This window comes from Burkholderia thailandensis E264 (assembly GCF_000012365.1).
Classification (GTDB): Bacteria; Pseudomonadota; Gammaproteobacteria; order Burkholderiales; family Burkholderiaceae; genus Burkholderia; species Burkholderia thailandensis.
Window position 1 is genome coordinate 1,102,623 of record NC_007651.1, and the last position, 25,182, is coordinate 1,127,804.

The following is a 25,182-nucleotide window of genomic DNA, read 5'->3' on the forward strand; positions in this document are numbered from 1 at the left end:
GCGCTCACGCGCCTTCGTCGTTCGCTTTCCCGCTTAGGTTGAGCCACTGGATGAAAGGTTTCGCGCTCGCGCTGCCGCTTTTCGGCAATCCCGCATTCGCGCAGGACGCAAGCGCCGGCCCCGCGGGCGGCGTGTACAACCTGCTCGTCGGCACCTACACGGGCTCGGGCAGCGACGGCATCTACGTGTATCGCTTCGATACCGACTCGGGCCGCGCGACGCCCGTGTCGTCGGCGAAGACCGAGAACCCGTCGTACCTCGTCGCGAGCCGCGACGGCCGCCACGTGTACGCGGTCAACGAGCTGCCGGGCGACGCCGGCCCCGCGAGCGTGCGCGGCGGCGTCAGCGCGTTCGACTTCGACGCGAAGACGGGCGCGCTCAAATTCGTCAACCGCGTGTCGTCGGAAGGCAACGACCCGTGCTATCTGAGCCTGTCGCCGGACGGACGATATCTCGTCGCGGCGAACTATTCGGTCGCGTCCGATCCGGGCGGCAGCTTCTCGGTGTTTCCGGTCGAGGCGACGGGCGCGCTCGGCGCCGCGGTGCTGAACGTGCATCACGAGGGCTCGGGCCCTGTGAAGGGGCGGCAGGACGGCGCGCACGTCCACTCGACCGTGTTCTCGCCGGACGGCAAGTACCTGTTCGTGCAGGACCTCGGCGTGGACAAGCTCTACTCGTACCGCTACACCCCGGACGGCAGCCGCGGCCTCATCGGCCCGACCGAGTCGCGCTACACGCTCGTGAAGGCGGGCTCGGGCCCGCGCCATCTGGTGTTCAGCGCGAACGGGCGGTTCGCGTACGTGACCAGCGAGCTGAACGCGTCGGTCGATGTGTATCGCTATGACGACGGCCGGCTCGCGCATGTCGAGACCGTGCCGATGACGGCGCCGGGATTCGCGGGCAAGGTGGGCGGCGGCGCGCTGCATTTGTCGCCGGACGGACGCTTTCTGTACGCGACCAATCGCGGCGACGCGAACGACATCGTGATCTACGCGGTGAACGCGGCCGACGGCAAGCTCAAGCTCGTCGGCCGGCAGTCGAGCCTGGGCAAGACGCCGCGCGAGTTCGCGATCGATCCGAGCGGCAAGTGGCTCATCGTCGGCAACCAGGATAGCGACAGCGTGTTCGTGTTCCGGCGCGATGTCGCGAGCGGCCGCCTCGAGCCGAATCCGGCGCAGATCAAGATCGACAAGCCGGTCGATTTCAAGTTCGTGCCGGTGCAGTAACGCCGTGACGCCGGACGGCGCGGCGCGCGCGTGAGCGTCGGCGTGGCCGGCACGCCGGATCGGCGCGGTCGAGCTCGAGGCAATACATGCGCCGCGACCGCTTCGATCGGCAGATCGTCCACGTCGATCGGCCAATCATCAAAAACCCCTCGCCGCCGCACTGTGCGCACGGACGAGGGGTTTTCTCTTGCCGCGCTGCGTCGCGCGGCGCGGCGGCATCGAAGCCGCGTCCCGCCGCGCTTACTCGGGCAGCGGCGGCGCGAGCACTTCGCGGCTGCCGTTGATGCCCATCGGCGACACGAGGCCGGCCGCCTCCATCTGCTCGACGAGCCGCGCCGCGCGGTTGTAGCCGATGCGCAACTGCCGCTGCACCGACGAGATCGACGCGCGCCGCGTGCGCACGACGAACGCGACCGCCTCGTCGTAGAGCGGATCGGCTTCCGCATCCGGCGCTTCGCCGAACAGGTCCTGCGCGCCGCCTTCCGCGCTCGGCCCGTCGAGAATGCCTTCCTCGTACTGCGGCTCGCCGAACTGCTTCAGGTATTCGACGATCCGGTGCACTTCCTCGTCGGCGACGAACGCGCCGTGCACGCGCTGCGGGTAGCCGGTGCCGGGCGGCAGGAACAGCATGTCGCCCTGGCCGAGCAGCGATTCGGCGCCCATCTGATCGAGAATCGTGCGCGAGTCGATCTTCGACGACACCTGGAACGCGACGCGCGTCGGAATGTTCGCCTTGATGAGGCCCGTGATCACGTCGACGGACGGACGCTGCGTCGCGAGAATCAGATGGATGCCGGCCGCGCGCGCCTTCTGCGCGAGCCGCGCGATCAGCTCCTCGATCTTCTTGCCGGCGACCATCATCAGATCGGCGAGCTCGTCGATCACGACGACGATGAGGGGCAGCGTGGACAGCGGCTCGGGGTCTTCCGGCGTCAGCGAGAACGGGTTGCCGATCTTCTTTTCCTTCGCGGCGGCGTCGCGGATCTTCTGGTTGAAGCTCGCGAGATTGCGCACGCCTAGCGCGGACATCAGCCGGTAGCGCTTCTCCATCTCGCCGACGCACCAGTTGAGCGCGTTCGCGGCGAGCTTCATGTCGGTGACGACGGGCGCGAGCAGATGCGGGATGCCTTCGTAGACCGACAGCTCGAGCATCTTCGGGTCGATCATGATGAGTCGCACGTCCTCGGGCGTCGCCTTGTACAGCAGAGACAGGATCATCGCGTTGATCGCGACCGACTTGCCCGAGCCCGTCGTGCCGGCGACGAGCATGTGCGGCGCCTTCGCGAGATCGGTGACGACCGGGTTGCCGGTGATGTCCTTGCCCATCGCGATCGTGAGCTGCGACGCCGAGTGCTGATACTGGCGCGACGCGAGGATTTCCGACAGGCGGATCATCTGGCGCTTCGCGTTCGGCAGCTCGAGGCCCATGCAGGTCTTGCCGGGAATCGTCTCGACGACGCGGATCGACGTGAGGCCGAGGCCGCGCGACAGGTCCTTCATCAGGCCGACGATCTGGCTGCCGCGTACGCCGAGCGCGGGCTCGATCTCGAAGCGCGTGATCACGGGGCCCGCCGACGCGCCGACGACCGTCACCGGCACCTTGAACTCCTGCAGGCGCTGCTCGATGATTTGGCCGGTTTGCGCGAGGTGCTCGTCGGAGATCGCTTCGATCGCGTCGGAGGCGGGCTCGAGCAGGTCGAGCGTCGGCAACTCGACGTTCGACGCGGCGGGCGCGTGGAACTCGAACGCGTTCGGCGCGGGCGGGCGGGCGGGCACGGCGGCGGGGACGGGCGCGGCGTGCGGCTGCGGGGAGGCGGGCGGCGTCGGCGTGGCGGGGGCAGGCGCTTGCGGCGTGCCCGGCGCGGCGGCGCTTCCCGTGGTCCCCGCAACTTCCGGCGCGGCGGCGTGCGGCAACGGCGTCGCGCTCGGCAAGGGCGCGCTCGGCGCGACGATGGACGGCGCGACGCCGCCGGGTGTCGCGACGGCAGGCCCGCCGGCAGCGGGAGCCGCCGCGGACGGCGCGAGTTGGCTCGGTGCCGCGCCGTATGGCGCGGCAAAGCCCGGCCCGGCCGACGGATTCGGTGCATGGCCGGGCGGGACCGGCGCGGGCGCGGCGATGGCGGGCTGCGTCGGGGCGGGCTGCGCGGGCGCGGCCGCGATCGGGGGCGCGATGCCCGTCGAAGCGAAGGCCGGCGTGCTCGCGGGCGGCACGGCGGCCGGTGCGCGGGCGGGCGACGCGATCGCGGTCGACCCGACGGCAGATGCGGGGGCGACGCTCGGCGAGACGCTGATCGTCGAGGAGGCCACCCAGGGCGCGACACCTGTCGGCGCAAGCGCCGGAATGCTTGCGGCGGGCGCGACAGCCGGCGCGCCGGCGGGCGGCGCGATCGAATTCGATGCGACGGGAAGAGCGGACGCCACGTTCGGTGAGACGGGGCTCGGCGCGGCGGTGCCAGTCACGGCGACGCCTGACGAAGCGGCGCTCGGCTTGGTGCTGCCGGACGGCGTCGCATTCGACACGTTCGGCAGCGCGCCGGCCGAGCCGGCGGCGTCGGCAGCGTCGGCATTCGGCGCGGCCATGCCCGGTGCGCCGGCCGACGAAGCAGCCGCGGCGGTGGACGCGGCTCGATCGCCCCCGGGCGTGCCGACAGCCGGCGTCGTGGCGCTCGCGCTTGCCGCTGCGGCCGACGCCGTCGCGGCGGCTGCGCGGGCCGCGTCGAGCATGCCGAATGCGGCCCCGGCGATGCCGGCTGCGCCTGCCGCGTTGCCTGTCGACGTTTGCGTGGCGGACGATGCAGGAGCGACCGGCGCCGCCGCGGCGCTCGACGTCGCCGGGGCTGCCGGCGACACGGCCGAAGCAGACGCGCTTGGGACGGTCGAGCCGTTCGATGCGGCTGCCTCGGTCTTGTCAGGGGCGGGCGCCGCCACGCTTTGAGTCGTGCCTTGCGGCGATTGCGGTTGCGCGCGCGATTCGGTTGGCGCGGGTGCGGAAGTCGCGGCCGCGGCGGCGGTATCGCGCGCGTCCTCCCATGGCGCGAGCGCATGCCGCAGGTCGGCGATCGCGGGCGACACACGCGCCGCCGCATGCGAAGCGGCGGCGACGGCCGGCTGCGCAACGGCGTGGGCGGTCTCGCCGCTCACGGCTCCGATCGACTGGCGATCTATCGCGCCGGCGTTCGTCTTCGGGGCTTGGGCGGCGGCATCAATCGCGGCTGCGGCAGCGGACGGCGAAGCCGGCGCGGCGACGGGATGCCGTGCGTTATCGTTCGCGACGGCGGCGGCACTCGCGGGGTGCACCGTCGACGGCGGCCGGTCGGCGGCGGCGATTGCCGGTGCATGCTGCGCGACGACGGCCTGCGGCTTCGTATCGGCCGCGCCGATCGCATCCTTTGCATCGGTGGCGTCGGAGGTTTCGGACGTTGCCGTCGGCGCCGGTGTTGCCGCAGCGACCGGTTGCGTGGCGGCCGCGCCGCTCGATGTGGCCGATGCCGCCAGGGGCGCGGCCGCACCGCTCGCCGGGGCGGCGGACGGCAGGGGGCTTTGCTTTGCCGATTCGTCGACGGTGGCGGCGACGTCGACGCCAGGAACAGCGTTTCCGACGGCCGCGCCGGCGGCGGCGGCGTCGAGTGCGAACGACGCGTCGGCATGACGCGCATCTTCGGTGGCCGTCGGCGCCGCCTCGACGGACAGGCGCGTTTCGTGGCCATGCGCGATACGCGTGCCGACGCCGCCGGAAGCGGGGGCGACGGCCGACGCAGCCGCGCGAGCGTTCGCGATCGCACTGGAGCCGATGACGGCAGGCGTCGCGGGTACCGTTGCCGCTTCGACCGCTTCGACCGCTTCGACCGCTTCGACTGCTTCGACCGCTTCGGCTGCGCCGTCCTCGGCCGCGCAGGTGACGTCGGCGGCGATGTCCGGCGCAACCCGATCGTCAACCGGCGGCACCGCCGTTGCGGTGCCCGCAGGAATCGCGACGGCGGCGGTTTCCACGGTCGTCGGCGCGTGCATGCCCGACGCTGCCTGCATTGCCGCATCGCCCGACCGCGCGGCCGGGGCAAGCGCGGGTTCGCACGCCGCCTCCGGCGCGGCGGCCGCGCCCGTCGCGCCCGCCAGCGCGGTCCATTGCGCGGCGCTTGCCTCGATCGAGCGCAGTGTCTCGTGCACGCTCGCCGCGGGCGCGATGCGTTCCGCGGGCTTCTCGTTCCACGCATAGAGCGGCGCGCGCGCCGGGGCGGCCGGCCGCTTGCGCGCGATCTCGGCAGCCGGTGCCGCCGTCTGCGAGCGGGCCACGGGTTGCGGCGTCGCCGCGACGCCGTTGCGCGCCGCGACGGTTGCCTGTCGCGACGGCGTGAACGTCATCGGCCGGTTGCGGGCCGCCGACACGGCGGCCTGCGTCGCCGGGCGGCGCGGCGCGAAGCGAGGATCGGGCGTGGCCGGGCGCGCTTGCGCGCGTTTGCCGATCGCCGCGACGGCGGCGGTCGATCCGATCGGCTTCGCGATGCCGATCGCGGCCGGCGCGAACGCGGCGGGGGAGGTCGCCGACGAAACGGGGGCGCCGAGCGGCGCGGCCGTTCCGCCCGTCGATGCGGCGACGCTCGACGCCTTCGAAAGTCCGCCCGACGGCGTCGTCGCCGAGGCAGGCTTCGCGGCGACGGTCGTCGCGGGCGTGGCCGGAATGGGCGCCTGCGTTTTCATGGCGCCGCTTCCCGGCATCGCGAGACTCGCGGCCTTCGGCATGCCGCTCGGCGCTGGCGCCGGATTGGCCGCCTTTGGCGCGCCGTTGGCGGGCGTCGCGATGCCCGCCGTTTTCGCCGGCTCGCTCGCCGACGCGATGGTGCCGGCAGTTTTTGCGAAGCCGGCCGTCGACGAGCCGGTGTGGGCTGCTTTCGCGACGCCGGCTGCCATCGCTCCCGCCGCCACCGCCGCCGATGACGCGCCCCGCGACTGCGTGCCCGGCTTGAGCCAGCCGGCGGGCGCGGTCGGTTCGACCGCGGCGCGCGCCGCGCCGCCCGCGGGCGCGTTGCGCCGGTCGCCGCGCTGCGCGTCGTTCGGCTTCCAGAGCGTCGGGCGCGCATAACGGCCGTTCTGGCGCGGTGCCATCGAGTTGACCGTGTGCGCGGTCGTCGGCTGTACGTCGGCCGCGCGGCGCACCCGCCGGTCGTCGTCGCGGTGCAACGCGGCGCGCGGCAGGTCCGCCACGCCGCGCGATTCCTCGTCGCCGCGCTCGCGCGCGAAGCGGATGCCGAACGACGCGTCGAGCCATGTGTTCACCTGCCGCCAGCGGACGCCGACGAGCCACGGCAGCCCGACGACGAACAGCGCGACCATCGCGAACGGGGTGCCGACGTGACCGAACACGTGCTCGAAGCCGCCCGCGAGCGCGTGGCCGAGCGCGTTCGTCGCCGCGTTGCCCGACAGCGCGGTCGCGAGCGTGCAACTCGCGATCAGCACGCAGAAGAAGCCGAGCCATAGCCGGATCGAGCCGGGGCCCGCGAGGCCGCCGCCGCCCGGCAGCGACGCCTTGACGAGCCGCCAGAAAAGAGGAATGAACCAGACGGCCGAGAAGCCGAACCAGCCGAGGACTACCGTTTGCATGCTCAGAAACAGGAGGAGGACGGGGCGCGACGCGCGACGCCGTCGAGTTTAACCGGTCGACGTAGATGTACTCGGGAGCGGTGCGAGCGCGGCGCGGCGGATCGCGCCTGCCGCCCGGTTCGCCGGCAGGGCCGTTCGCCGCGCCGCGCGCGGCGCTTACTCGCTGTCGCGTCGCGCGAACGTCAGCGTCGCGCCGTCGTCGGTGATGATGATCAGCTGCTGCGGGGCGCGCATCTGCACGCCGGCCTTCGAGATGTGGCCGAGCGCGGCGAGGTAGTCGCGCTCGAGCGCGGCGCGCGCGGGAGCGACGCACGCCATTCGCGTGCCGGCGAGCGGGCCGAACGCGAGCACGCCGTTCTTCACGTCGTAGGTGCCCATGTAACGGTTGCAGCCCGAGAAGCCGGCCGCGCGCCGCACGCCCGTTTTCGTCGACAGCGCGAGCTTGATCGGCTCGCCGTTGTCGCCGTGCGGGATGTCGCGCGCCGAGCCGTCGGCGTTGCGCCAGCCGACGAGCTCCCAGCTCGTGTCGTCGATCAGCTGGATCGTCGCGGGATTGAACGGATCAGGGGCGGGGGCGCCCGAATCGGGATGAGTCGGCATCGTGCAGGCGGCGAGAAGCGCGGCGACGGTCAGCGCGCCGAGCGGCGCGCGCAGCGAGCGGACGATGCGAAGGCGCACGTGCGCGGCTGCGATGCGCGCGGCTGCGGATGAATTGAACATGACCTCGTTCCTCTTCGAATTCTTCAATGTTGCGGGCGAAGCCGTAAGGGTAACGCACTCGCGTCGTCGGACGCGAGCGGACAGTCGCCGCACGCGTTCGTTCATGCGTTTCTCGGCGATGATGCGACGTGTTTCTTGCTCGATTCGGCGGCAATGCGGCGCGTCGCGAACGGTCGGCGCGCAATTGCCGCAAGACGCGGCGAGCGAGGGAAAAGGCGGCGCGTGCGCGTTGCGCTCGTCGGGCTCGTTGGGCTCATCGTGTTCGTCGTGTTCGTCGTGCTCATGGCGCTTGCCGCGGAGGTCGTCGACGTGCCGGGCGGCGCATTGCCCGGCAATGGGAAGGTCTCGGAGTTCGCGGCGCCGGATGCGCTGTCGGCGGATCGCGGGCCGGCTGATCGCGGCGAGCGCGCTTGAAGCCGCGGGCGTTGCGATGACCGCCGAGCGACGCGGCGGTCATGGGGAACGCAGGAGGCGCGAGATGGCGATCCCGGCTCCCACGCGTCGTAGCTGCGACTGCGATGAACCGGCCGTTTCGCCGTCTGTTTCGCCGGCCGTTTCGATGCGCGGGGCGCGATGCCGAGCGCATGCGCAACGCGCGCGGCCTGCCGCTCGCGCGCGTCAGGCCGCGCCGGCCGGCGACCCGTCGCGCGAGGCCCGGGCGACGGGCGGCGCGCGTGCCTCGCGTGTTAGCATCGCAAGTCGTTTTCGCCATCCATCATCCAGCGGGAAATCTCATGCAGATCGGTCAGCGGCTCGGCACGCCGCTTTCGCCGTCCGCCACGCGCGTCATGCTGCTCGGCGCGGGCGAGTTGGGCAAGGAAGTCATCATCGCGTTGCAGCGGCTCGGCGTCGAAGTGATCGCCGTCGACCGCTATCCGAACGCACCCGGGCATCAGGTCGCGCATCGCGCGCACGTGATCGACATGACGGACCCGGACGCGCTGCGCGCGCTCGTCGACGCGGAGCGTGCGCATCTCGTCGTGCCGGAAATCGAGGCGATTGCGACCGACGCGCTCGCCGAGATCGAAGCGGCGGGCGTCGCCGAGGTGATCCCGACCGCGCGCGCGACGCAGCTCACGATGAATCGCGAGGGCATCCGCCGGCTCGCGGCCGAGGAGCTTGGGCTGCCCACGTCGCCGTACGCGTTCGCGCAGTCGTTCGACGCGTTCAGGGCGGCCGTCGCGCAGATCGGTTTTCCGTGCGTCGTGAAGCCCGTGATGTCGTCGTCGGGCAAGGGGCAGTCGGTCGTGAGGAGCGACGCCGACGTCGAGCCCGCGTGGCAGTACGCGATGGCGGGCGGGCGCGTGAATCACGGCCGCGTGATCGTCGAGGGCTTCGTGCAGTTCGATTACGAGATCACGCAGCTCACGGTGCGCGCGATCGATCCGGCGAGCCTCAAGACGCGCACCTATTTCTGCGAGCCGATCGGGCATGTGCAGGTCGCGGGCGACTATGTCGAATCGTGGCAGCCGCAGCCGATGAGCGCGAAGGCGCTCGAACGCTCGCGCGACATCGCGCATCGCGTGACGAGCGCGCTCGGCGGCCGCGGGATCTTCGGCGTCGAGCTGTTCGTGCGCGGCGACGATGTCTGGTTCTCCGAGGTGAGCCCGCGCCCGCACGACACGGGGCTCGTGACGCTCGCGTCGCAGCGCCAGTCGGAGTTCGAATTGCATGCGCGCGCGATCCTCGGCCTGCCGGTCGAGCCGGCGCTCGCGACGCCCGCCGCGTCGGCCGTGATCTACGGCGGGCTCGACGAGGCGGGCATCGCATTCGAAGGCGTGCGCGACGCGCTCGCGGTGCCGGGCGCCGACCTGCGGCTGTTCGGCAAGCCCGAGAGCTTCGCGAAGCGCCGGATGGGCGTCGCGCTCGCGACGGGCGCGAACGTCGACGAAGCGCGCGAGCGCGCGAAGCGGGCGGCCGCCGCGGTGCGTCCCGTGTCCGCGCGCTGACGAACGGCGGCGTGCGCTGCGACCGGATCGTGCCGGTCGCGCCGTGAGCCGCTGCGTTCGCAGCAGTCGTGGTTGCCGGCCCGATGCGGCGCGCTTGCGCGCGGCGAGGCCGGACGAGGAGGTTGCAATGAAGTGGATGTTGATCGTTGCATGGTGCGCGTCAACGGCGGGCTGCGGGCTCGCCGCCGCGCCGTGCCGGGTTGCGTCGGCGGGGCTGAAGATCGTGCCCTTGGTCGGCCACGTCGCGGCCGCGCCGACCGACGCGTGCGCGGGCGTCATCGATCCGGATTGAGGGGGCGGCGCGCGGCGCTCGCGCGGCTCGCCCCCATCGCTTGACGAGGAAGGACATGAACAAGAAAACGCTGACGGCGATCGGCATCGCCGGTCTGTGCGCCGCCGCTAGCGCCGCACATGCGGCGCGGCTGACCGTCGAGGAGATCGACGCCGACGCGCGCGACACCGTCGTCTATCGGTGCGCGAACGAGCCGAAGCCGGTGCGGGTGTCGTACTGGCGCGCGGGCAACGGCCAGAGCTTCGCGCTCGTGCCGGTCAACGGCATGCGGCTGCTGTTCGTCGACACCGTATCGGCGTCGGGCGTGCGCTATCAGGCGGGCCGCTACGTCTGGTGGACGAAGGGGCGCGACGCGAACCTGTACGACGAAATCGCGGGCGAGAACGCGCCGCCCGTGCTGGGCGACTGCAGCGAGATTCGCAAGAAGCGCGGGAACGGCTGAGCGCCGGGGCGTGCGTCGGCTTTGCCGGCGCCGCGGCGGGTGAGCTTGTTCCGCGCGTCCGCTGCGCTCTCGCGTGGGGCCGGGCCGGCGGCGCGGGGGCGGTCGAAGCATCGACGCGGCGGCGTGCCCGAAACACGCCGCTGCGCGAAACGCTTCGGCAAGGCGAGTCCGCGACCGGGCGGCGTCGCCGGACCGGCGAATGCGCCGCATCGCACGGCGGCGCGCATGACGGGACGGCCGCCGCGCCGTGGCACGCATCGGCGGCCGGGCCGAGCCGATCGCCGATGCCTGCCCGCCGACCGAGCCGATTCGCGAGGGATGCTACAATAACGCCCTTTCTGCCGGCGCTCCTGCCGGACGAAGCCTCGCGCGCGGCCCGGATGGCCTCAAGCGCCGGCGGCGCCCTGCGGCGCGCCGCGGCTTCGTGTTCATTCCGAAGTGGGTTGCGTCGCCTGTCTCGCGAGCGAGCAGGTCGTGCGCTGGATGTCCCGCCGCGCCTTTTGAGCGAAACGCCACCATGTCCGATTCTGTTGCCAAGCCTGTCGACGCGACGTTCGATCAATTCGGCCTTGCCGCCGAGATCCTGAGAGCGATTGCCGAGCAGGGCTATACGACGCCGACGCCGATCCAGGCGAACGCGATTCCGGTCGTGCTGTCCGGCCGCGACGTGATGGGCGCCGCGCAGACCGGCACCGGCAAGACCGCGAGCTTCTCGCTGCCGATCATCCAGCGGCTGCTGCCGCAGGCGAACACGAGCGCGTCGCCGGCGCGCCACCCGGTGCGCGCGCTGATTCTCACGCCGACCCGCGAGCTTGCCGACCAGGTCGCCGCGAACGTGCATGCGTATGCGAAGCACACGCCGCTGCGCAGCGCCGTCGTGTTCGGCGGCGTCGACATGAACCCGCAGATGGCCGAACTGCGTCGCGGCGTCGAGATCCTGATCGCGACGCCCGGGCGCCTGCTCGACCACGTTCAGCAGAAGACCGCGAATCTCGGCCAGGTGCAGATCCTCGTGCTCGACGAGGCGGACCGGATGCTCGACATGGGTTTCCTGCCCGATCTGCAGCGAATTCTGAACCTGCTGCCGAAAGAGCGTCAGACGCTGCTTTTCTCGGCGACGTTCTCGCCCGAGATCAAGAAGCTCGCGTCGACCTACCTGCGCAATCCGCAGACGATCGAGGTCGCGCGCAGCAACGCGGCCGCGTCGACCGTCACGCAGATCGTCTACGACGTCGCCGAAGGCGACAAGCAGGCGGCCGTCGTCAAGCTGATCCGCGATCGCTCGCTCAAGCAGGTGATCGTGTTCTGCAACAGCAAGATCGGCGCGAGCCGCCTCGCGCGCCAGATCGAGCGCGACGGCATCGTCGCGGCCGCGATTCACGGGGACCGTTCGCAGAGCGAGCGGATGCAGGCGCTCGACGCGTTCAAGCGCGGCGAGATCGAAGCGCTCGTCGCGACCGACGTCGCCGCGCGCGGCCTCGACATCGCCGAACTGCCGGCCGTCATCAACTTCGATCTGCCGTTCAATGCGGAAGACTATGTGCACCGGATCGGCCGCACCGGGCGCGCGGGCGCGTCGGGCGACGCGCTGTCGCTGTGCAGCCCGAACGAGCGCAAGCAACTCGCCGACATCGAGAAGCTGATCAAGCGGACACTGTCGCTCGAAACGCTCGAGCTCGACCTGCCGCGCCATCGCCACGACGAGCGCGGCGGCCGCCGCGAACGCGAGCGCGACGAGCGCCGCGGCGCATCGGCCGGCCGCCGCTCGGCGGGCGGCGAGCGCGCGCATCATCCGCGCCGCGAAGCGCCGATCGACGATTTCTTCCTGAAGCCGTACGTGCCGTCGTCGTCCGCTAACCAGCCGGAAGAGGCGAAGCCGGCGCAGCCGGAGAAAAAGGCGCCGAAGCAGCCGCTCGCCGCGCTGCTGGGCGGCTTCGGGATGCCGCGCAAGACGTCGTCTTGATGCGGAATCGGACGTCGGGCGCCGGAAACGCGGCGCGGAACCGATGAGACGAGGGGCGGACGCGCAGGCATCCGCCCTTTCTTTTTGCGCAGGCGGTGAGCGGCAGGGTGATCGGAGCCGTGACGGCGAAGGGCCGCGGTCGCGGCCGGGATCGGGGTGGAATCGCCCGGTTCGGCGAGGCGCGGGCGGTGGCGCGGCGACGGGGGCGCGTGATGTCCGCGAATCGGCGATCGCGCACGGCGCAGCCGGGAGACTGCCGAAGCGAAGAGGCGGCCGAGGCCCGCCGGGGGGCTCTCAGCGACGCGCGTTCGGCCCGAAGCGCGCGTCCCACGCGGCGATCGCGGCCGGCTGGAACGCGTCGAGCGACACGCACGCGGCGCCGTCGAGCGCGAGCCCCAAATGCCGCGCGGCCGCGGCGAGCGCGGGCAGCGGGGCGGCGGGATCGAGCGCCGCCGCGCCCGTCTGCTTGCTGAGCTTTTCGCCGTTCGCATCGACGACGACGGGCACGTGCAAATAGCGCGGCGTCGGCAGTCCGAGGCAGCGCTGCAGGTAAATCTGGCGAGCGGTCGAGTCGAGCAGGTCGGCGCCGCGCACGACGTGCGTGATGTTCGCATCGCCATCGTCGACGACGACCGCGAGCTGATACGCCCATTGTCCGTCCGCGCGCTTGAGCACGAAGTCGCCGACTTCGGTCGCGAGATCCTGGGTCTGCGCGCGCTGCCAGCGATCGTCGAACGTGATGACGGCCGCCGCGCCGTCCGGCACGCGCAGCCGCCATGCGCGCGCGGCCTTGCCGTGCAGGCCCGCGCGGCAGGTGCCGGGATACGCGAGCGTCGTGTGCCGCTCGTGCGCGGCGCGCAGCGAATCGGCGATCTCCTTGCGCGAGCAGCCGCATGGGTAGACGAGCCCTGCAGCGGTGAGCCGCGCGAGCGCCGCTTCGTAGTGCGCGACGCGCGCGCTTTGCCAGACGGCCGGCTCGTCGGGAACGAAGCCGAAGCCGCGCAGCGTCGCGAGAATCGCTTCGGCTGCGCCGGGCACCGTGCGCGGCCCGTCGATGTCCTCGATCCGCACGAGCCACGCGCCGCCCCACGCGCGCGCGTCGAGCCAGCTCGCGAGCGCGCCGACGAGCGAGCCGAAGTGCAGGGGGCCGGTGGGCGACGGCGCGAAGCGGCCGCGATAGCGTGTCATCCGATGCGACGCGCGGCGTAGCGGATCAGAGCGCGCGCGGCGTCACGCTGCGTGCGCCGGGTCGGCGCGATGGTCCGCGCGCCGGCCCTGGTCGCCCGGATGGCATGCGGGGCAGGACTTGCCGGGCACGTACAGCGGCGATTGTTGCGCGTCGGCCGGCACGACCGCGCGGCATGCGAAGCATGTGACGTCGGCCGTCGGCGCGAGTTGCGGGTTGAGCGCGGTGCGGTAATCGAACACGAAGCAGTCGCCGTGGTAATGCGCGCCGCCGACTTCCTCGAAATACTTGAGGATTCCGCCTTCGAGCTGGTAGACGTTCTCGATGCCGACGTCCTTCATGTGGATCGCCGCCTTCTCGCAGCGAATGCCGCCCGTGCAGAACGACACGACGGTCTTGCCCTCGAGGTCCGCGCGATTCGCCTCGATCACGCCGGGAAACTGGCTGAACTTGTCGATCCGGTAGTCGAGCGCATTGTCGAACGTGCCGACGTCGACTTCGAACGCATTGCGCGTATCGAGCATCACGACGGGGCGGCCCGCGTCGTCGTGGCCCCGGTCGAGCCACGCCTTCAGCATGCGCGCGTCGACGGACGGCGCGCGGCCGAGTTCCGGCTTGATCGCCGGCTTCTTCATCGTGATGATCTCGCGCTTCAGGCGCACGAGCATCCGGCGGAACGGCTGCGAATCGGACAGGCTTTCCTTGAACGGCAGATCCGCGAACTTGCCTTCGAACAGCGGATCGTGGCGGAGGTAATCGACGAACGCATCGGTCGCGCCGCGCGAGCCCGCGATGAACAGGTTGATTCCTTCGGGCGCGAGCAGGATCGTGCCGCGCAGCCCGAGCGCGTTGCAGCGCGCGGTGATGAGCGGCCGCCATTGCTCGATCGAGTCGAGCGAGACGAAACGGTAGGCGGCGAGATTGACGGTGGTCATGAGGTTCGGACGGTGAGGCGGCTGCGGCCCGACGGCGAGGCCGCGCGAAACGGGCGCGGCGGGCGGTCGGGCGCAAGCGGACGAAAACGGAAAAACCGTATTATCCCGCAAACCGCGCGGCTATCCGCAGTTGGCCGAAAGGACGGCGCGCGACGGCGTCGCACGGCAACGTGGCGGAGCCGCTTCTGGCAAGCCGGCGGATCGCCTTCGCGCGTGGCTTCGCCGCCCGCGGGCCCGCGCCGGCACTCGGCCGAACGGCCGGCGCGGCGTTTTTTTGGCCGCCGCGAACGATGCCGGGCCCCCGGGGCGGCTACAATAGCGCCCATGTCAGATCCCCGTTTCGTTCATCTCCGCGTCCACTCCGAATTCTCGATTGCCGACGGCATCGTGCGTCTCGACGATATCGTCAAGTCGGCGGCCGAAGACGGTCAGGGCGCGCTCGCCCTGACCGACCTCGGCAACGCGTTCGGTCTCGTCCGTTTCTACAAGGAAGCCCGCGACGCGGGCATCAAGCCGATCGCCGGCTGCGACGTCTGGATCACCAACCGCGACGATCGCGACAAGCCGTCGCGGCTGCTGCTGCTCGTCAAGAACAAGCGCGGCTACCTGAATCTCTGCGAACTGCTGTCGAAGGCGTGGCTCACGAACCAATACCGCGGCCGCGCGGAACTCGACGCGAGCTGGCTCGAAGGCGAGCTCGCCGACGGGCTGCTCGCGCTGTCCGGCGCGCAGCAGGGCGATATCGGCCTCGCGCTCGCGGCGGGCAACGAGGCGGCCGCGCGCCGCCACGCGCAGCGCTGGGCGCAGGTGTTTCCGGGCGGCTTCTATCTCGAATTGCAGCGCTACGGCCAGCCGGGCGCGGAAGCGTACATCCAGCAGGCGGTGACGATCGCGGCCGAGCTGAAGCTGCCCGTCGTCGCGACGCATCCGCTGCAATACATGACGGCCGACGATTTCACCGCGCACGAGGCGCGCGTGTGCATCTCGGAAGGCGATATCCTCGCGAATCCGCGCCGTCAGAAGCGCTTCACGACCGAGCAGTTCTTCCGCACGCAGGGCGACATGGCCGCGCTGTTCGCCGATCTGCCCTCGGCGCTCGCGAACACGGTCGAGATCGCGAAGCGCTGCAACCTGACGCTCGAGCTCGGCAAGCCGAAGCTGCCGCTCTTTCCGACGCCCGACGGTATGTCGCTCGACGACTACCTCGTGCAGCTGTCGCAGGAAGGGCTCGAGAAGCGCCTCGCGCAGCTCTATCCGGACGAGGCCGAGCGTGAAGCGCAGCGCGACAAGTACAACCAGCGTCTCGATTTCGAGTGCGGCACGATCAAGAAGATGGGCTTCCCAGGCTACTTCCTGATCGTCGCGGACTTCATCAACTGGGCGAAGAACAACGGCGTGCCGGTGGGCCCCGGGCGGGGCTCGGGCGCGGGCTCGCTCGTCGCGTATTCGCTCGGCATCACGGATCTCGATCCGCTGCGCTACAACCTGCTGTTCGAGCGCTTCCTGAACCCGGAGCGGGTGTCGATGCCGGACTTCGACATCGACTTCTGCCAGCACGGGCGCGACCGCGTGATCCAGTACGTGAAGGAGAAGTACGGCGCGGACGCGGTGTCGCAGATCGCCACCTTCGGCACGATGGCCGCGAAGGCGGCCGTGCGCGACATCGGCCGCGTGCTCGATCTCGGCTACATGTTCACCGACGGCGTCGCGAAGCTGATCCCGTTCAAGCCGGGCAAGCACGTGACGATCGCCGACGCGATGAAGGAAGAGCCGCTGTTGCAGGAGCGCTACGACAACGAGGACGAAGTCCACCAGTTGCTCGATCTCGCGCAGCGCGTCGAGGGCCTGACGCGCAACGTCGGCATGCACGCGGGCGGCGTGCTGATCGCGCCCGGCAAGCTGACGGACTTCTGCCCGCTCTACACGCAGGGCGACGACGGCGGCGTCGTCAGCCAGTACGACAAGGACGACGTCGAAGCCGTCGGCCTCGTGAAGTTCGACTTTCTGGGGCTGACGACGCTCACGATCCTCGACTGGGCCGAGCGCTACATCCGCCGTCTCGATCCGAGCAAGGAGAACTGGTCGCTCGCGCAGGTGCCGCTCGACGATCCGGCGTCGTTCCAGATTCTCAAGAAGGCCAACACGGTCGCCGTGTTCCAGCTGGAAAGCCGCGGCATGCAGGGGATGCTGAAGGACGCGCAGCCCGACCGCTTCGAGGACATCATCGCGCTCGTGTCGTTGTACCGTCCGGGCCCGATGGATCTGATCCCGAGCTTCTGCGCGCGCAAGCACGGGCGCGAGAAGGTCGACTATCCTGATCCGCGCGTCGAGCCTGTCCTGAAAGAGACCTACGGGATCATGGTCTATCAGGAGCAGGTGATGCAGATGGCGCAGATCATCGGCGGCTACTCGCTCGGCGGCGCGGACTTGCTGCGCCGCGCGATGGGCAAGAAGAAGCCCGAGGAAATGGCCAAGCATCGCGAGATCTTCGCGGAGGGCGCGGCGAAGAACGGCCTCACGCGCGAGAAGTCCGACGAGATCTTCGACTTGATGGAGAAGTTCGCGGGCTATGGCTTCAACAAGTCGCACGCGGCCGCGTACGCGCTGCTCGCGTATTACACCGCGTGGCTGAAGGCGCACCATCCGGCCGAATTCATGGCGGCCAACATGACGCTCGCGATGGACGACACCGACAAGGTGAAGATCCTGTTCGACGATTGCGTCGTCAACGGCCTCGCCGTGCTGCCGCCCGACATCAATCAGTCGCACTACCGCTTCGAGCCGGTCGCGCAAGCCGACGGCAAGCCTTCGCGCACGATCCGCTACGGCCTCGGCGCGATCAAGGGCAGCGGCCAGAACGCGATCGAGGAGATCCTGCGCGCGCGCGAGGAAAAGCCGTTCGCCGATCTGTTCGATTTCTGCGAGCGGATCGACCGGCGCGTCGTGAACCGCCGCACGATCGAGGCGCTGATCCGCGCGGGCGCGCTCGATTCGCTGCACGCGAACCGCGCGCAACTGCTCGCGTCGGTGCCGCTCGCGATGGAGGCCGCCGAGCAGGCGGCCGCGAACGCGCTGCAGGCGGGCCTTTTCGACATCGGCGGCGTGCCCGCGCACCAGCACGCGCTCGTCGACGAGCCCGCCTGGGACGACAAGCGCCGCCTGCAGGAAGAGAAGGCCGCGCTCGGCTTCTATCTGTCCGGCCACCTGTTCGACGCGTATCGCGACGAGGTGCGCCGTTTCGTGCGCCAGAAGCTCGGCGAGTTGAAGGAAGGGCGCGACAAGGTGGTGGCCGGCGTGATCGCGTCGCTGCGCACGCAGATGACGCAGCGCGGCAAGATGGTGATCGCGCTGCTCGACGATGGCACCGGCCAATGCGAAGTCACCGTGTTCAACGAGCAGTTCGACGCGAACCGGGCGCTTTTCAAGGAGGACGAGCTGCTGATCGTCCAGGGGCAGGCGCGCAATGACGCGTTCACGGGGGGGATTCGCTTCACCGCCGATTCGGTGATGGATCTCGAGCGCGCGCGCAGCCGTTACGCGCAGGCGGTGCGGATGACGATGAACGGCAACGCGGACGCGGCGGCGCTGCGCCGCGTGCTCGAAGCGCACGTCGCGAAACCCGACGACGCGCCGCCCGTCGAGGCGCCGGCGCCGCGCGGCGGCCGCGACGGCGGGCGCCGCGCGCAGGCGGTGATGCCGAACGGCCTCGCCGTGCGGATCGCATACCGTAATGCGCGCGCGCAAGGCGAGATGCACTTGGGCGACGCATGGCGCGTGAAGCCGAGCGACACGCTGCTCGCCGATCTGCGCGCGGCGTTCGGCGGCAGCGTCGTCGAGATCGTCTACTGATCCTCCTGCACGTTTTCCGGATTCTTTTGAGGGCATTTTGAGCGTCAAGCCTACCCTAAGCAAACCGATCGGCGGCCAGGATGCGTCGTCGCCTGCCGTCGTGATGCGCCGCCTCTGGCCGTACGTCAAGCCGCTCGTCTGGGTGCTCGTCGCCGGCGTGCTCGCGATGGCCGCGGTCGCCGCGACGGAAGCCGGGATTCCCGCGCTACTCAAGCCGCTGCTCGATCACGGTTTCGGCTCGAAGGGCGACATGACGACGAAACTGTACGTGCCCGCCGCGGTCGTCGGCCTCGCGCTTGCGCGCGCGATCGCCCAGTACGCGTCCGGCTATCTGCTGCAGTACGTGTCGAACCGCATCCTGCTCGATCTACGCATCCAGATGTTCGAGCGGATGATTCACACGGGCGTGTCGTTCTTCCAGCGCGAGACGGCGAGCACGGTGATCAACGCAGTCGTGTTCGAAGTGAACCAGGTGTTGAGCGTATTGATGGGCGTCATGATCACGCTGGTGCGTGATTCGCTGACGGTCGTTTTCCTGCTCGGCTATCTGTTCTATCTGAACTGGCGCTTGACGCTCATCGTCGCGATCCTGTTGCCGTGCATCGGCTGGCTCGTCGGCAAGATCAACCGCCGGCTGCGCCGCCTGAATCGCGAGCACCAGACGCTCACGAACCAGCTCGCGTATATCGTCGAGGAGACCGTCGGCGGCTACAAGGTCGTCAAGGTTCACAACGGCGAGTCGTACGAGATCGGGCGCTTCAACGAGTTGAGCCGCAAGCTGCGCGGCTATTCGATGCGCATGACGGTGTCGGGCGGCCTCGCCCAGCCGCTCACGCAGTTTCTCGCGTCGATAGCGCTCGCGGTCGTGCTGACGATCGCGGTTGTCCAGTCATCGAACGACCAGACGACGGTCGGCGGCTTCGTTGCGTTCGTGACCGCAATGCTGCTCATCATCTCGCCGCTCAAGCACCTGATGGACGTAAACCAGCCGTTGCAGCGCGGGATGACGGCGGCTGAGCTGATCTTCGGGCTGATCGACGAGCCGCGCGAACCCGAAGGGGGCGGCAAGCCGCTCGCGCGCGCATCGGGTGCGATCGAGTTCAGCCATGTGTCGTTCTCGTACGGGATATCGCGCGACGGTCGGCAGACGCTCGACGACGTGTCGTTTACCGTCGCGCCGGGCGAGATGGTCGCGCTCGCGGGACCGTCGGGCAGCGGCAAGACGACGCTCGTCAATCTGTTGCCGCGCTTCTTCGATCCGTCGTCGGGCACGGTGCGCGTCGACGGCGTCGCGCTGCCCGAGTACAGCTTGCACGACCTGCGCAATCAGATCGCGATGGTGAGTCAGGACGTCGTGCTCTTCAACGACACGATCGCCGCGAACGTCGCGTACGGCCAGACGCCCGAGCGCGACGGCGTCGAGGCGGCGCTGCGCGCGGCGAATCTGTGGGAGACCGTCACCGCGATGCCCGACGGCATCGACACGCTCGTGGGAGACAACGGGATGCGGCTGTCGGGCGGTCAGCGCCAACGGCTCGCGATTGCCCGCGCGATCTACAAGGATGCGCCGATCCTGATTCTCGACGAGGCGACGTCCGCGCTCGATTCCGAATCCGAGCGGCACGTGCAGGCGGCGCTCGAGACGCTGATGAAGGGGCGCACGACGCTCGTGATCGCACACCGCCTGTCGACGATCGAGCGCGCGGATCGGATTCTCGTGCTCGAAGGCGGCAAGATTGTCGAAAGCGGCAGTCATCGCGAACTGCTCGAGCAGGGCGGGCTGTACGCGCATCTGCATCGCATCCAGTTCCAGCAGGACGCGGGGTGAGCGGCGCGCGTCGTGCCGGACAGTCACCCGGCGAGCGCACAGGGCGCCATTCGATGACCATCGGCCTGTCATGCAACGCGCTCAAGTACGGCGGCGGGCTCGAGCGCTATGCGATCGATCTCGCGCGCGGCCTTGCCGACGCCGGGGTCCGGCCGTTGGTTTTTGCGCGATCGTTCGATTCGTCGGTGCCGGAATACCAGTGTGTCGAGCCGCGCCGGATCAACGTATCGTTCCTGCCCGGCAAGTGTCGCGACGCATGGTTCTCATGGCGCTTGCGCGCGGCACGCCGCGCGGCGCCCGTCGACGTGCTGATCGGCTGCAACCGCGTCGACTCGTCGGATATTGCGATCTGTGGCGGTACGCACCTCGGCTTTCTGGATGCGATCGGCCGCATGCCGACGTTCTCTGATCGCCGCCAGATCGCGCTCGAACGCCGTCAATACGCGCGCGCGCGTTTCGTCGTCGCGCATTCGATGCTGATGCGCGACGAACTGCGCCGTTTCTACGGGCTTTCCGACGACAAGATCCGCGTGTTGTTCCCGCCCGTCGACGCCGCGCGCTTCACGCCCGTCGACGCAGTGCGCCGCGCCGAGCTGCGCACGCGCTTCGGCTTTGCCGACGACGAGGTCGTGCTGCTGTTCCCGTCGAGCAGCCACGAACGCAAGGGGCTGCCGCTCATCGAAGCAATACTGCGTGACGCTGGGCCGCGCGTCGTCGTCGCCGTCGCCGGCCGGCCGCCCGAGAGAACGTCGGAGCGATTGCGCTACGTCGGCTACGTGAAGGACATCGAGGACGGCTACCGTGCCGCCGATTTCACGATCCTCGCGTCGAAATACGAGCCGTTCGGGCTCGTCGGCGTCGAATCGGTGATGTGCGGCACGCCCGTCATCCTGCCGTCGAACATCGGCTGTTGCGACGCGATCGCGCCGTCCGCGAAGCTCGTGTTTGCGCCCGGCGACGCGGCGGGGCTACGCGGGATGCTCGACGAAGCCGTGCGGCGAGTGAGGGCGGGCGCGGTACGCGTCGAATCGGGCGCGGCGGCGCGTGCAGCGATCCAGTACGATCCGAGCGTCGCGCGTCACGTCGCGCAACTGCTCGATCTGGCCGCGGAGGCCGCGAGCGACAGGCGTAACGGAGGGCGATGACGTACGTTCACCCGTCGCTCGGCGCGGCCTTTCATCAGGATATTGGCTCCGGAAGCGTCCGGGCCGAATGGTATACTTCGCAAGCTCAGCTTGGCCCGCGCGCACTGCAATGCGTCGCGGGCCGAGTCGCGTACTTGGGCCCGGTGACGAGGAATGCGCGTTGGTTTCGCGAATGCCCCGCGAGGGCCACGGCGCGCTCTGTTCAGTCCCCCCGCAATATGAATCGTGGAAATTCTGCATGACGAAACGGCTCCCGGCCGGCCTCCGGCGCATCGCATATCAAGTGACGGAATCGATCAGCCGGTGATCTAATCGAATGAGCAGACTCCACGGCCGGATCCACATCTTCTCGCGAGCGCTGCCGAGGCTCGCCCTCAAGCCGTTGCGGCGCAGGCCCGCGCATCCGCGGCGCATCCTGATCGCGCATCATCTGTTGCTCGGCGACACGTTGCTGTTGACGCCGCTCGTCGCGAAGCTGCGCGAGCAGTACCCGGATGCGCAGATCGTGCTGGCGTGCCCGAAGGCGATTGCACCGCTCTACGCGAGCAAGCCGTTCGGCGTCGAGGCGTTCGCGTTCGATCCGCGCGACGGCGCGTCGGTCAAGCGTCTTCTTGTGTCGGGGCCGTACGATCTCGGCATCGTCGCGGGCGACAATCGCCACAGTTGGCTTGCGCTCGGCGCGGGTTGTCGCTGGATCGTCGCGCATGCGGGCGACGCGCCCGCATGGAAGAACTGGCCGGTCGACGAACCCGTTCCGTATCCGGACGCGCCCGCCGCCTGGGCAGACTTCGCCGCGGCGCTCGTCGAAGGGCCGGCGCCGCGCCTCTACCGCTCGTCCGACTGGCCGGCGCCGCAGGCCCGCGCGCCGCTGCCCGCCGCGTTGCGCGATCGCCCCTACGTGGTGCTCCATCCGGGGGCGAGCACGGCAGTCAAGCGCTGGCCTTCGGCACGCTGGCTCGAGCTCGCGAGCCGCATCGAGGCGCAAGGCTATCTGCCCGTCTGGAGCGGCGGGCCGAGCGAAATCGAACTCGTGGCCGAGATCGCCCCCAATCCCGCACAGCCGAATCTTGCAGGCCGGCTCGGCCTCGCCGATCTATGGCACGTGCTCGCGGGCGCTCAGGCGGTCGTGTGCCCCGATACCGGCATTGCGCATCTCGCGCGTCTCGTCGGTGTGCCGACCGTCGCGCTGTTCGGCCCCGGCAACGCCGGTATCCACGGCGCGGGCCGCTATTGGCAGGACGCGCCGTTCGTCGCGTTGACGATTGCGGACATGCCGTGCCGCGATCAGCCATCGATTTTCCGACGTCATGTCGCGTGGGTACGGCGCTGCGACCGGAATGCGGCAACGTGCGTCGCGTGGTGCGGCGATCATGCGGACTGCATGGGGCGTCTTTCAGTGGATGCGGTGCATCGTGCGCTGCAAAACGTTTTGGCGCTTGCGCCGTCAAGTTCACGTTGATGACGATAATGACATCGCGCGTCGAGCGCGTGCTTTGGATCGCTTGTCCCACGCTGATGTTCGGCGTGATGTTCGGACACATGAACGGAGTCGTCAACACGACGCTTGCGTTGATCGGCGTCGGCACGCTTGCCGGCATCCTGTCCGCGAGCCGGCCGCCGTTCCGGCATTGGCCGCTCGTTTTGCCGATCGTCGTGTGGGCCGCGTGGAGTCTCGCGGCGGTCGGCTGGTCGCTGTATCCACGCATCAGTTTGCGCGCGTGGTTCGATGAGGTGCTGTATCCGCTCGTCACGTTCTGGGGTTTCTGGTTGTTCGGCTCGCGCGTGAAGCGTCCCGAATGGCCGGCGCTCGTCGTGTGGGTCGCATGTGTGTTGCTCGCGCTCCTCAGCGCGCTCTACTGGGGGCACCTGCAGCCGCCGACGCCGAACACCTTTCCGATTCGCTTCTACAACCGCGTCGGCCACACGAGCACGCTCGCCGTGTTCGCGATGCCGCTCTTCGTCGCGCTGCTGATGCGGGCTCGCTGGCGCGTGATCGGCGTGATCGGGCTCCTCGCTTGCGGTTTCGTCGGGCTCGCGAGCCTGAATCGCTTTTTCTGGCCGGCGGCGGGGGCGACGCTCGTGGTCGCGTTCTATCCGCTCTATCGTCGCCGACTGGGCGTGAGCGTTGTCGCGATCGCGGTTCTTGGCGCCGCCGCGCTCGGGCTGCTCGAATTCAGTGCGCGTGAGCGCGATCCATCCGCGTCCGCCGCAACCGCTTCGGCATCGTCGGCGGCGCGCGATATCACGGTCGCTGGCCAGCGGGTCTACGTGCCGGGCGAACTCAACGCGCTCGGCGACACGCTGTCGTCCGACACGCGCCCGAAGCTCTGGGCGTTCTATGCCGAGCAGGGCAAGCAGCACGCGTGGCTCGGCGTCGGCTTCGGCAAGCCGCTGCCCGGACATGCGTACGCGGTCGACGCGCCGCCGCTCCTGCTGCGGATCGAGCCGCAGGCGCTCACGCATGCGCACAACCTGTTCCTCAACACGTGGCTGCAGACAGGCTATATCGGTGTTGCGCTGGAGACCATGCTGTTCTTGAGTCTCGCGGCCGCGTTCTGGCGGCTCAGGCGCGATGCGCCGGCCGTGTCCGCGGCGGGGCTCGCACTCGTCGTCGGGATGATCGCGAAGAACACGGTCGACGATTTCATGTGGCAGACGACGATGCTCGCGTTCTGGTCGTTTGCGGGTTTCCTGCTCGGTCAAGGTGAACGCGAGGCGCGCGTACCGCGCGTGTCGCAAGACGGAGACGCACGATGACGACACCCGTCATGCCCCGCACGCGGGACGCTGCGTCGGACGTCGCCCTCCCGGGCGACCGCCGCGTGCGCATCCTGTTTCACATCAACGATTTCGGCCGGGGCGGCACGGAGACTGCGCTGCTCGCGTGGCTCAACGCGCTCGATCGCCGAGTGTTCGAGGTCGGGCTGTCGGTCACGTATCCGACGCCGGATTTGACGACCTGGTGCGCGAAGGCGATTCCGCCCGACGTCGCGCTGCAGGTGCTCGCCCCGCAGCCGTGGATGCATGTGCTCCACCAGCGCGAGCGCGTGCGCAAGCTGCACGGCGGCGAGAAGCTGTTGCACAAGGCGTCGACGCATGCGCTGATCCGGCCGATCGTCGCCCGTCGTTTCCTGCGGCTCGCGCGCGGCTACGATGTGGTCTGCGATTTCGATTTTTCGCTGCGCGGCATTGCCGGAGGGGGGGACAAGCCGTGGATCGGCGTCAGCCATTACAGCTTCGCCGCGCGCTTCGGCGACAAGAGCGCGGCGTACATGGCGCGCCGCGTTCGTCAGTATGAGCGTTACGCGGCGCTCGCGGTGCTCACGCCCGCCATGCGGCGCGAAGCCGAGCCGCTCTTCGCGAATACCCGCGTCGTCGTCACCGCACTGCCGAACGTGATCGATCCGGCGGCGCTGCGCGTGCGGGCGGACGAGCCGGCCGAGTTGCCGGCCGGGCGTTTCATCGTATCGGTCGCGCGGCTCGATGAAGGGCAGAAGGACCATCGGACCTTGCTGCGTGCGTATGCAAAAGTTCGCGCGCGCCGTGCCGATGCCCCGCGCCTCGTGCTATTGGGCGACGGTCCGGACCGCGGCGTGCTCGAGGCGCTGGCTGTGGAGCTCGGGCTGCGCGATGCGGTGCAGTTCGCGGGCTTCTGCGCGAACCCGTTTCCGTACGTGCGCGCGGCTGACATGCTGGTCCTGAGCAGCCGCTACGAGGGCATGCCGATGGTGCTCGGCGAGGCGATGGCGCTCGGCACGCCGGTGATTTCCACCGATTGCCCGACGGGGCCGCGCGATCAGCTCGACGGCGGCCGAGGCGGGCTGCTCGTGCCGCCCGGCGACGCGGACGCGCTCGCGGATGCGATCGAGCGCATGCTCTCTGACGATGTGCTGCGCGCGGCGCTGGTCGCGCACGCGTCGCGCAAGATCCAGTCGTTCGGCCCGCATGCGGCGAACGCGCGCATGCAGGCGCTCGCCGCGCAATTGCTCGAGTCGGCTTGAGCGCGCCCGCGCCGCCAGGGCGCGCGGCGCGAATTCGCTAAAATGTCCAGT

The 25,182-nt window shown here is 69.9% G+C and carries 16 protein-coding genes; 12 read left to right on the forward strand and 4 right to left on the reverse strand.

The annotated features are described in order from the left end of the window. Positions 1 to 50: 50 nt before the first annotated feature. Positions 51 to 1,226, forward strand: coding sequence for a lactonase family protein (locus BTH_RS17180; RefSeq protein ID WP_009892344.1), 1,176 nt, complete (start codon positions 51 to 53; stop codon positions 1,224 to 1,226). 240 nt (positions 1,227 to 1,466) lie between these two features. Here BTH_RS17180 and BTH_RS35205 read toward each other — a convergent pair whose 3' ends face one another. Next, positions 1,467 to 6,821 carry a DNA translocase FtsK gene (locus tag BTH_RS35205; protein ID WP_009892342.1) on the reverse strand — a complete coding sequence of 1,785 codons (5,355 nt, stop codon included), beginning with the start codon at positions 6,819 to 6,821 and terminating at the stop codon, positions 1,467 to 1,469. 156 nt (positions 6,822 to 6,977) lie between these two features. Further along, a complete protein-coding gene (locus BTH_RS17190; RefSeq protein ID WP_009892340.1) occupies positions 6,978 to 7,541 on the reverse strand; it encodes an META domain-containing protein in 564 nt (187 codons plus the stop codon). A gap of 222 nt (positions 7,542 to 7,763) precedes the next feature. On the opposite strand from BTH_RS17190, the gene BTH_RS17195 reads away from it, so the two are divergent. The 5 genes from BTH_RS17195 to BTH_RS17215 all read left to right on the forward strand — a co-directional run bounded on the left by BTH_RS17195 (position 7,764) and on the right by BTH_RS17215 (position 12,187). Next, positions 7,764 to 7,955 (forward strand): hypothetical protein, encoded by a 192-nt coding sequence (locus BTH_RS17195; protein ID WP_009908676.1) that lies wholly within the window; start codon positions 7,764 to 7,766, stop codon positions 7,953 to 7,955. 320 nt (positions 7,956 to 8,275) lie between these two features. After that, positions 8,276 to 9,490, forward strand: a complete 1,215-nt coding sequence (gene purT / locus BTH_RS17200) for a formate-dependent phosphoribosylglycinamide formyltransferase (RefSeq protein ID WP_009908677.1) — start codon at positions 8,276 to 8,278, stop codon at positions 9,488 to 9,490. A 127-nt stretch (positions 9,491 to 9,617) separates the two neighbouring features. Then, entirely contained in the window at positions 9,618 to 9,782 is a 165-nt protein-coding gene (locus BTH_RS17205) for a DUF6726 family protein (protein WP_009892336.1), read from the forward strand. Positions 9,783 to 9,837: 55 nt separating this feature from the next. Then, entirely contained in the window at positions 9,838 to 10,224 is a 387-nt protein-coding gene (locus BTH_RS17210) for an MliC family protein (protein ID WP_009892335.1), read from the forward strand. A 517-nt stretch (positions 10,225 to 10,741) separates the two neighbouring features. Further along, positions 10,742 to 12,187 (forward strand): DEAD/DEAH box helicase, encoded by a 1,446-nt coding sequence (locus BTH_RS17215; protein ID WP_009892334.1) that lies wholly within the window; start codon positions 10,742 to 10,744, stop codon positions 12,185 to 12,187. A 294-nt stretch (positions 12,188 to 12,481) separates the two neighbouring features. On the opposite strand, the gene gluQRS is transcribed toward BTH_RS17215, so the two are convergent. Further along, positions 12,482 to 13,375: a tRNA glutamyl-Q(34) synthetase GluQRS gene (gene gluQRS / locus BTH_RS17220; RefSeq protein ID WP_009892332.1), complete on the reverse strand. Its 894-nt coding sequence runs from the start codon at positions 13,373 to 13,375 to the stop codon at positions 12,482 to 12,484. Between the two features lie 42 nt (positions 13,376 to 13,417). Next, positions 13,418 to 14,308 carry a sulfurtransferase gene (locus BTH_RS17225; RefSeq protein WP_009892331.1) on the reverse strand — a complete coding sequence of 297 codons (891 nt, stop codon included), beginning with the start codon at positions 14,306 to 14,308 and terminating at the stop codon, positions 13,418 to 13,420. 324 nt (positions 14,309 to 14,632) lie between these two features. On the opposite strand from BTH_RS17225, the gene dnaE reads away from it, so the two are divergent. The 6 genes from dnaE (at position 14,633) to BTH_RS17255 (ending at position 25,131) form a co-directional block, all read left to right on the forward strand. Next, the gene (gene dnaE / locus BTH_RS17230) at positions 14,633 to 18,157 is read left to right on the forward strand and encodes a DNA polymerase III subunit alpha (protein WP_009892329.1); all 3,525 of its coding nucleotides are present in this window, start codon (positions 14,633 to 14,635) and stop codon (positions 18,155 to 18,157) included. Between the two features lie 37 nt (positions 18,158 to 18,194). Beyond that, entirely contained in the window at positions 18,195 to 19,985 is a 1,791-nt protein-coding gene (msbA, locus tag BTH_RS17235; RefSeq protein ID WP_009892328.1) for a lipid A export permease/ATP-binding protein MsbA, read from the forward strand. Between the two features lie 53 nt (positions 19,986 to 20,038). Next, complete coding sequence (locus BTH_RS17240; RefSeq protein ID WP_009892326.1) at positions 20,039 to 21,130, forward strand: glycosyltransferase family 4 protein; 1,092 nt, start codon at positions 20,039 to 20,041, stop codon at positions 21,128 to 21,130. A gap of 316 nt (positions 21,131 to 21,446) precedes the next feature. Beyond that, a complete protein-coding gene (locus BTH_RS17245) occupies positions 21,447 to 22,589 on the forward strand; it encodes a glycosyltransferase family 9 protein (protein ID WP_009892324.1) in 1,143 nt (380 codons plus the stop codon). Then, complete coding sequence (locus BTH_RS17250) at positions 22,589 to 23,887, forward strand: O-antigen ligase family protein (protein WP_025369486.1); 1,299 nt, start codon at positions 22,589 to 22,591, stop codon at positions 23,885 to 23,887. Before BTH_RS17245 ends, BTH_RS17250 begins: the two co-directional genes overlap by 1 nt. Continuing rightward, positions 23,884 to 25,131: a glycosyltransferase gene (locus BTH_RS17255; protein WP_009892321.1), complete on the forward strand. Its 1,248-nt coding sequence runs from the start codon at positions 23,884 to 23,886 to the stop codon at positions 25,129 to 25,131. The genes BTH_RS17250 and BTH_RS17255 overlap by 4 nt, the downstream gene beginning before the upstream one ends. Positions 25,132 to 25,182 lie beyond the last annotated feature (51 nt).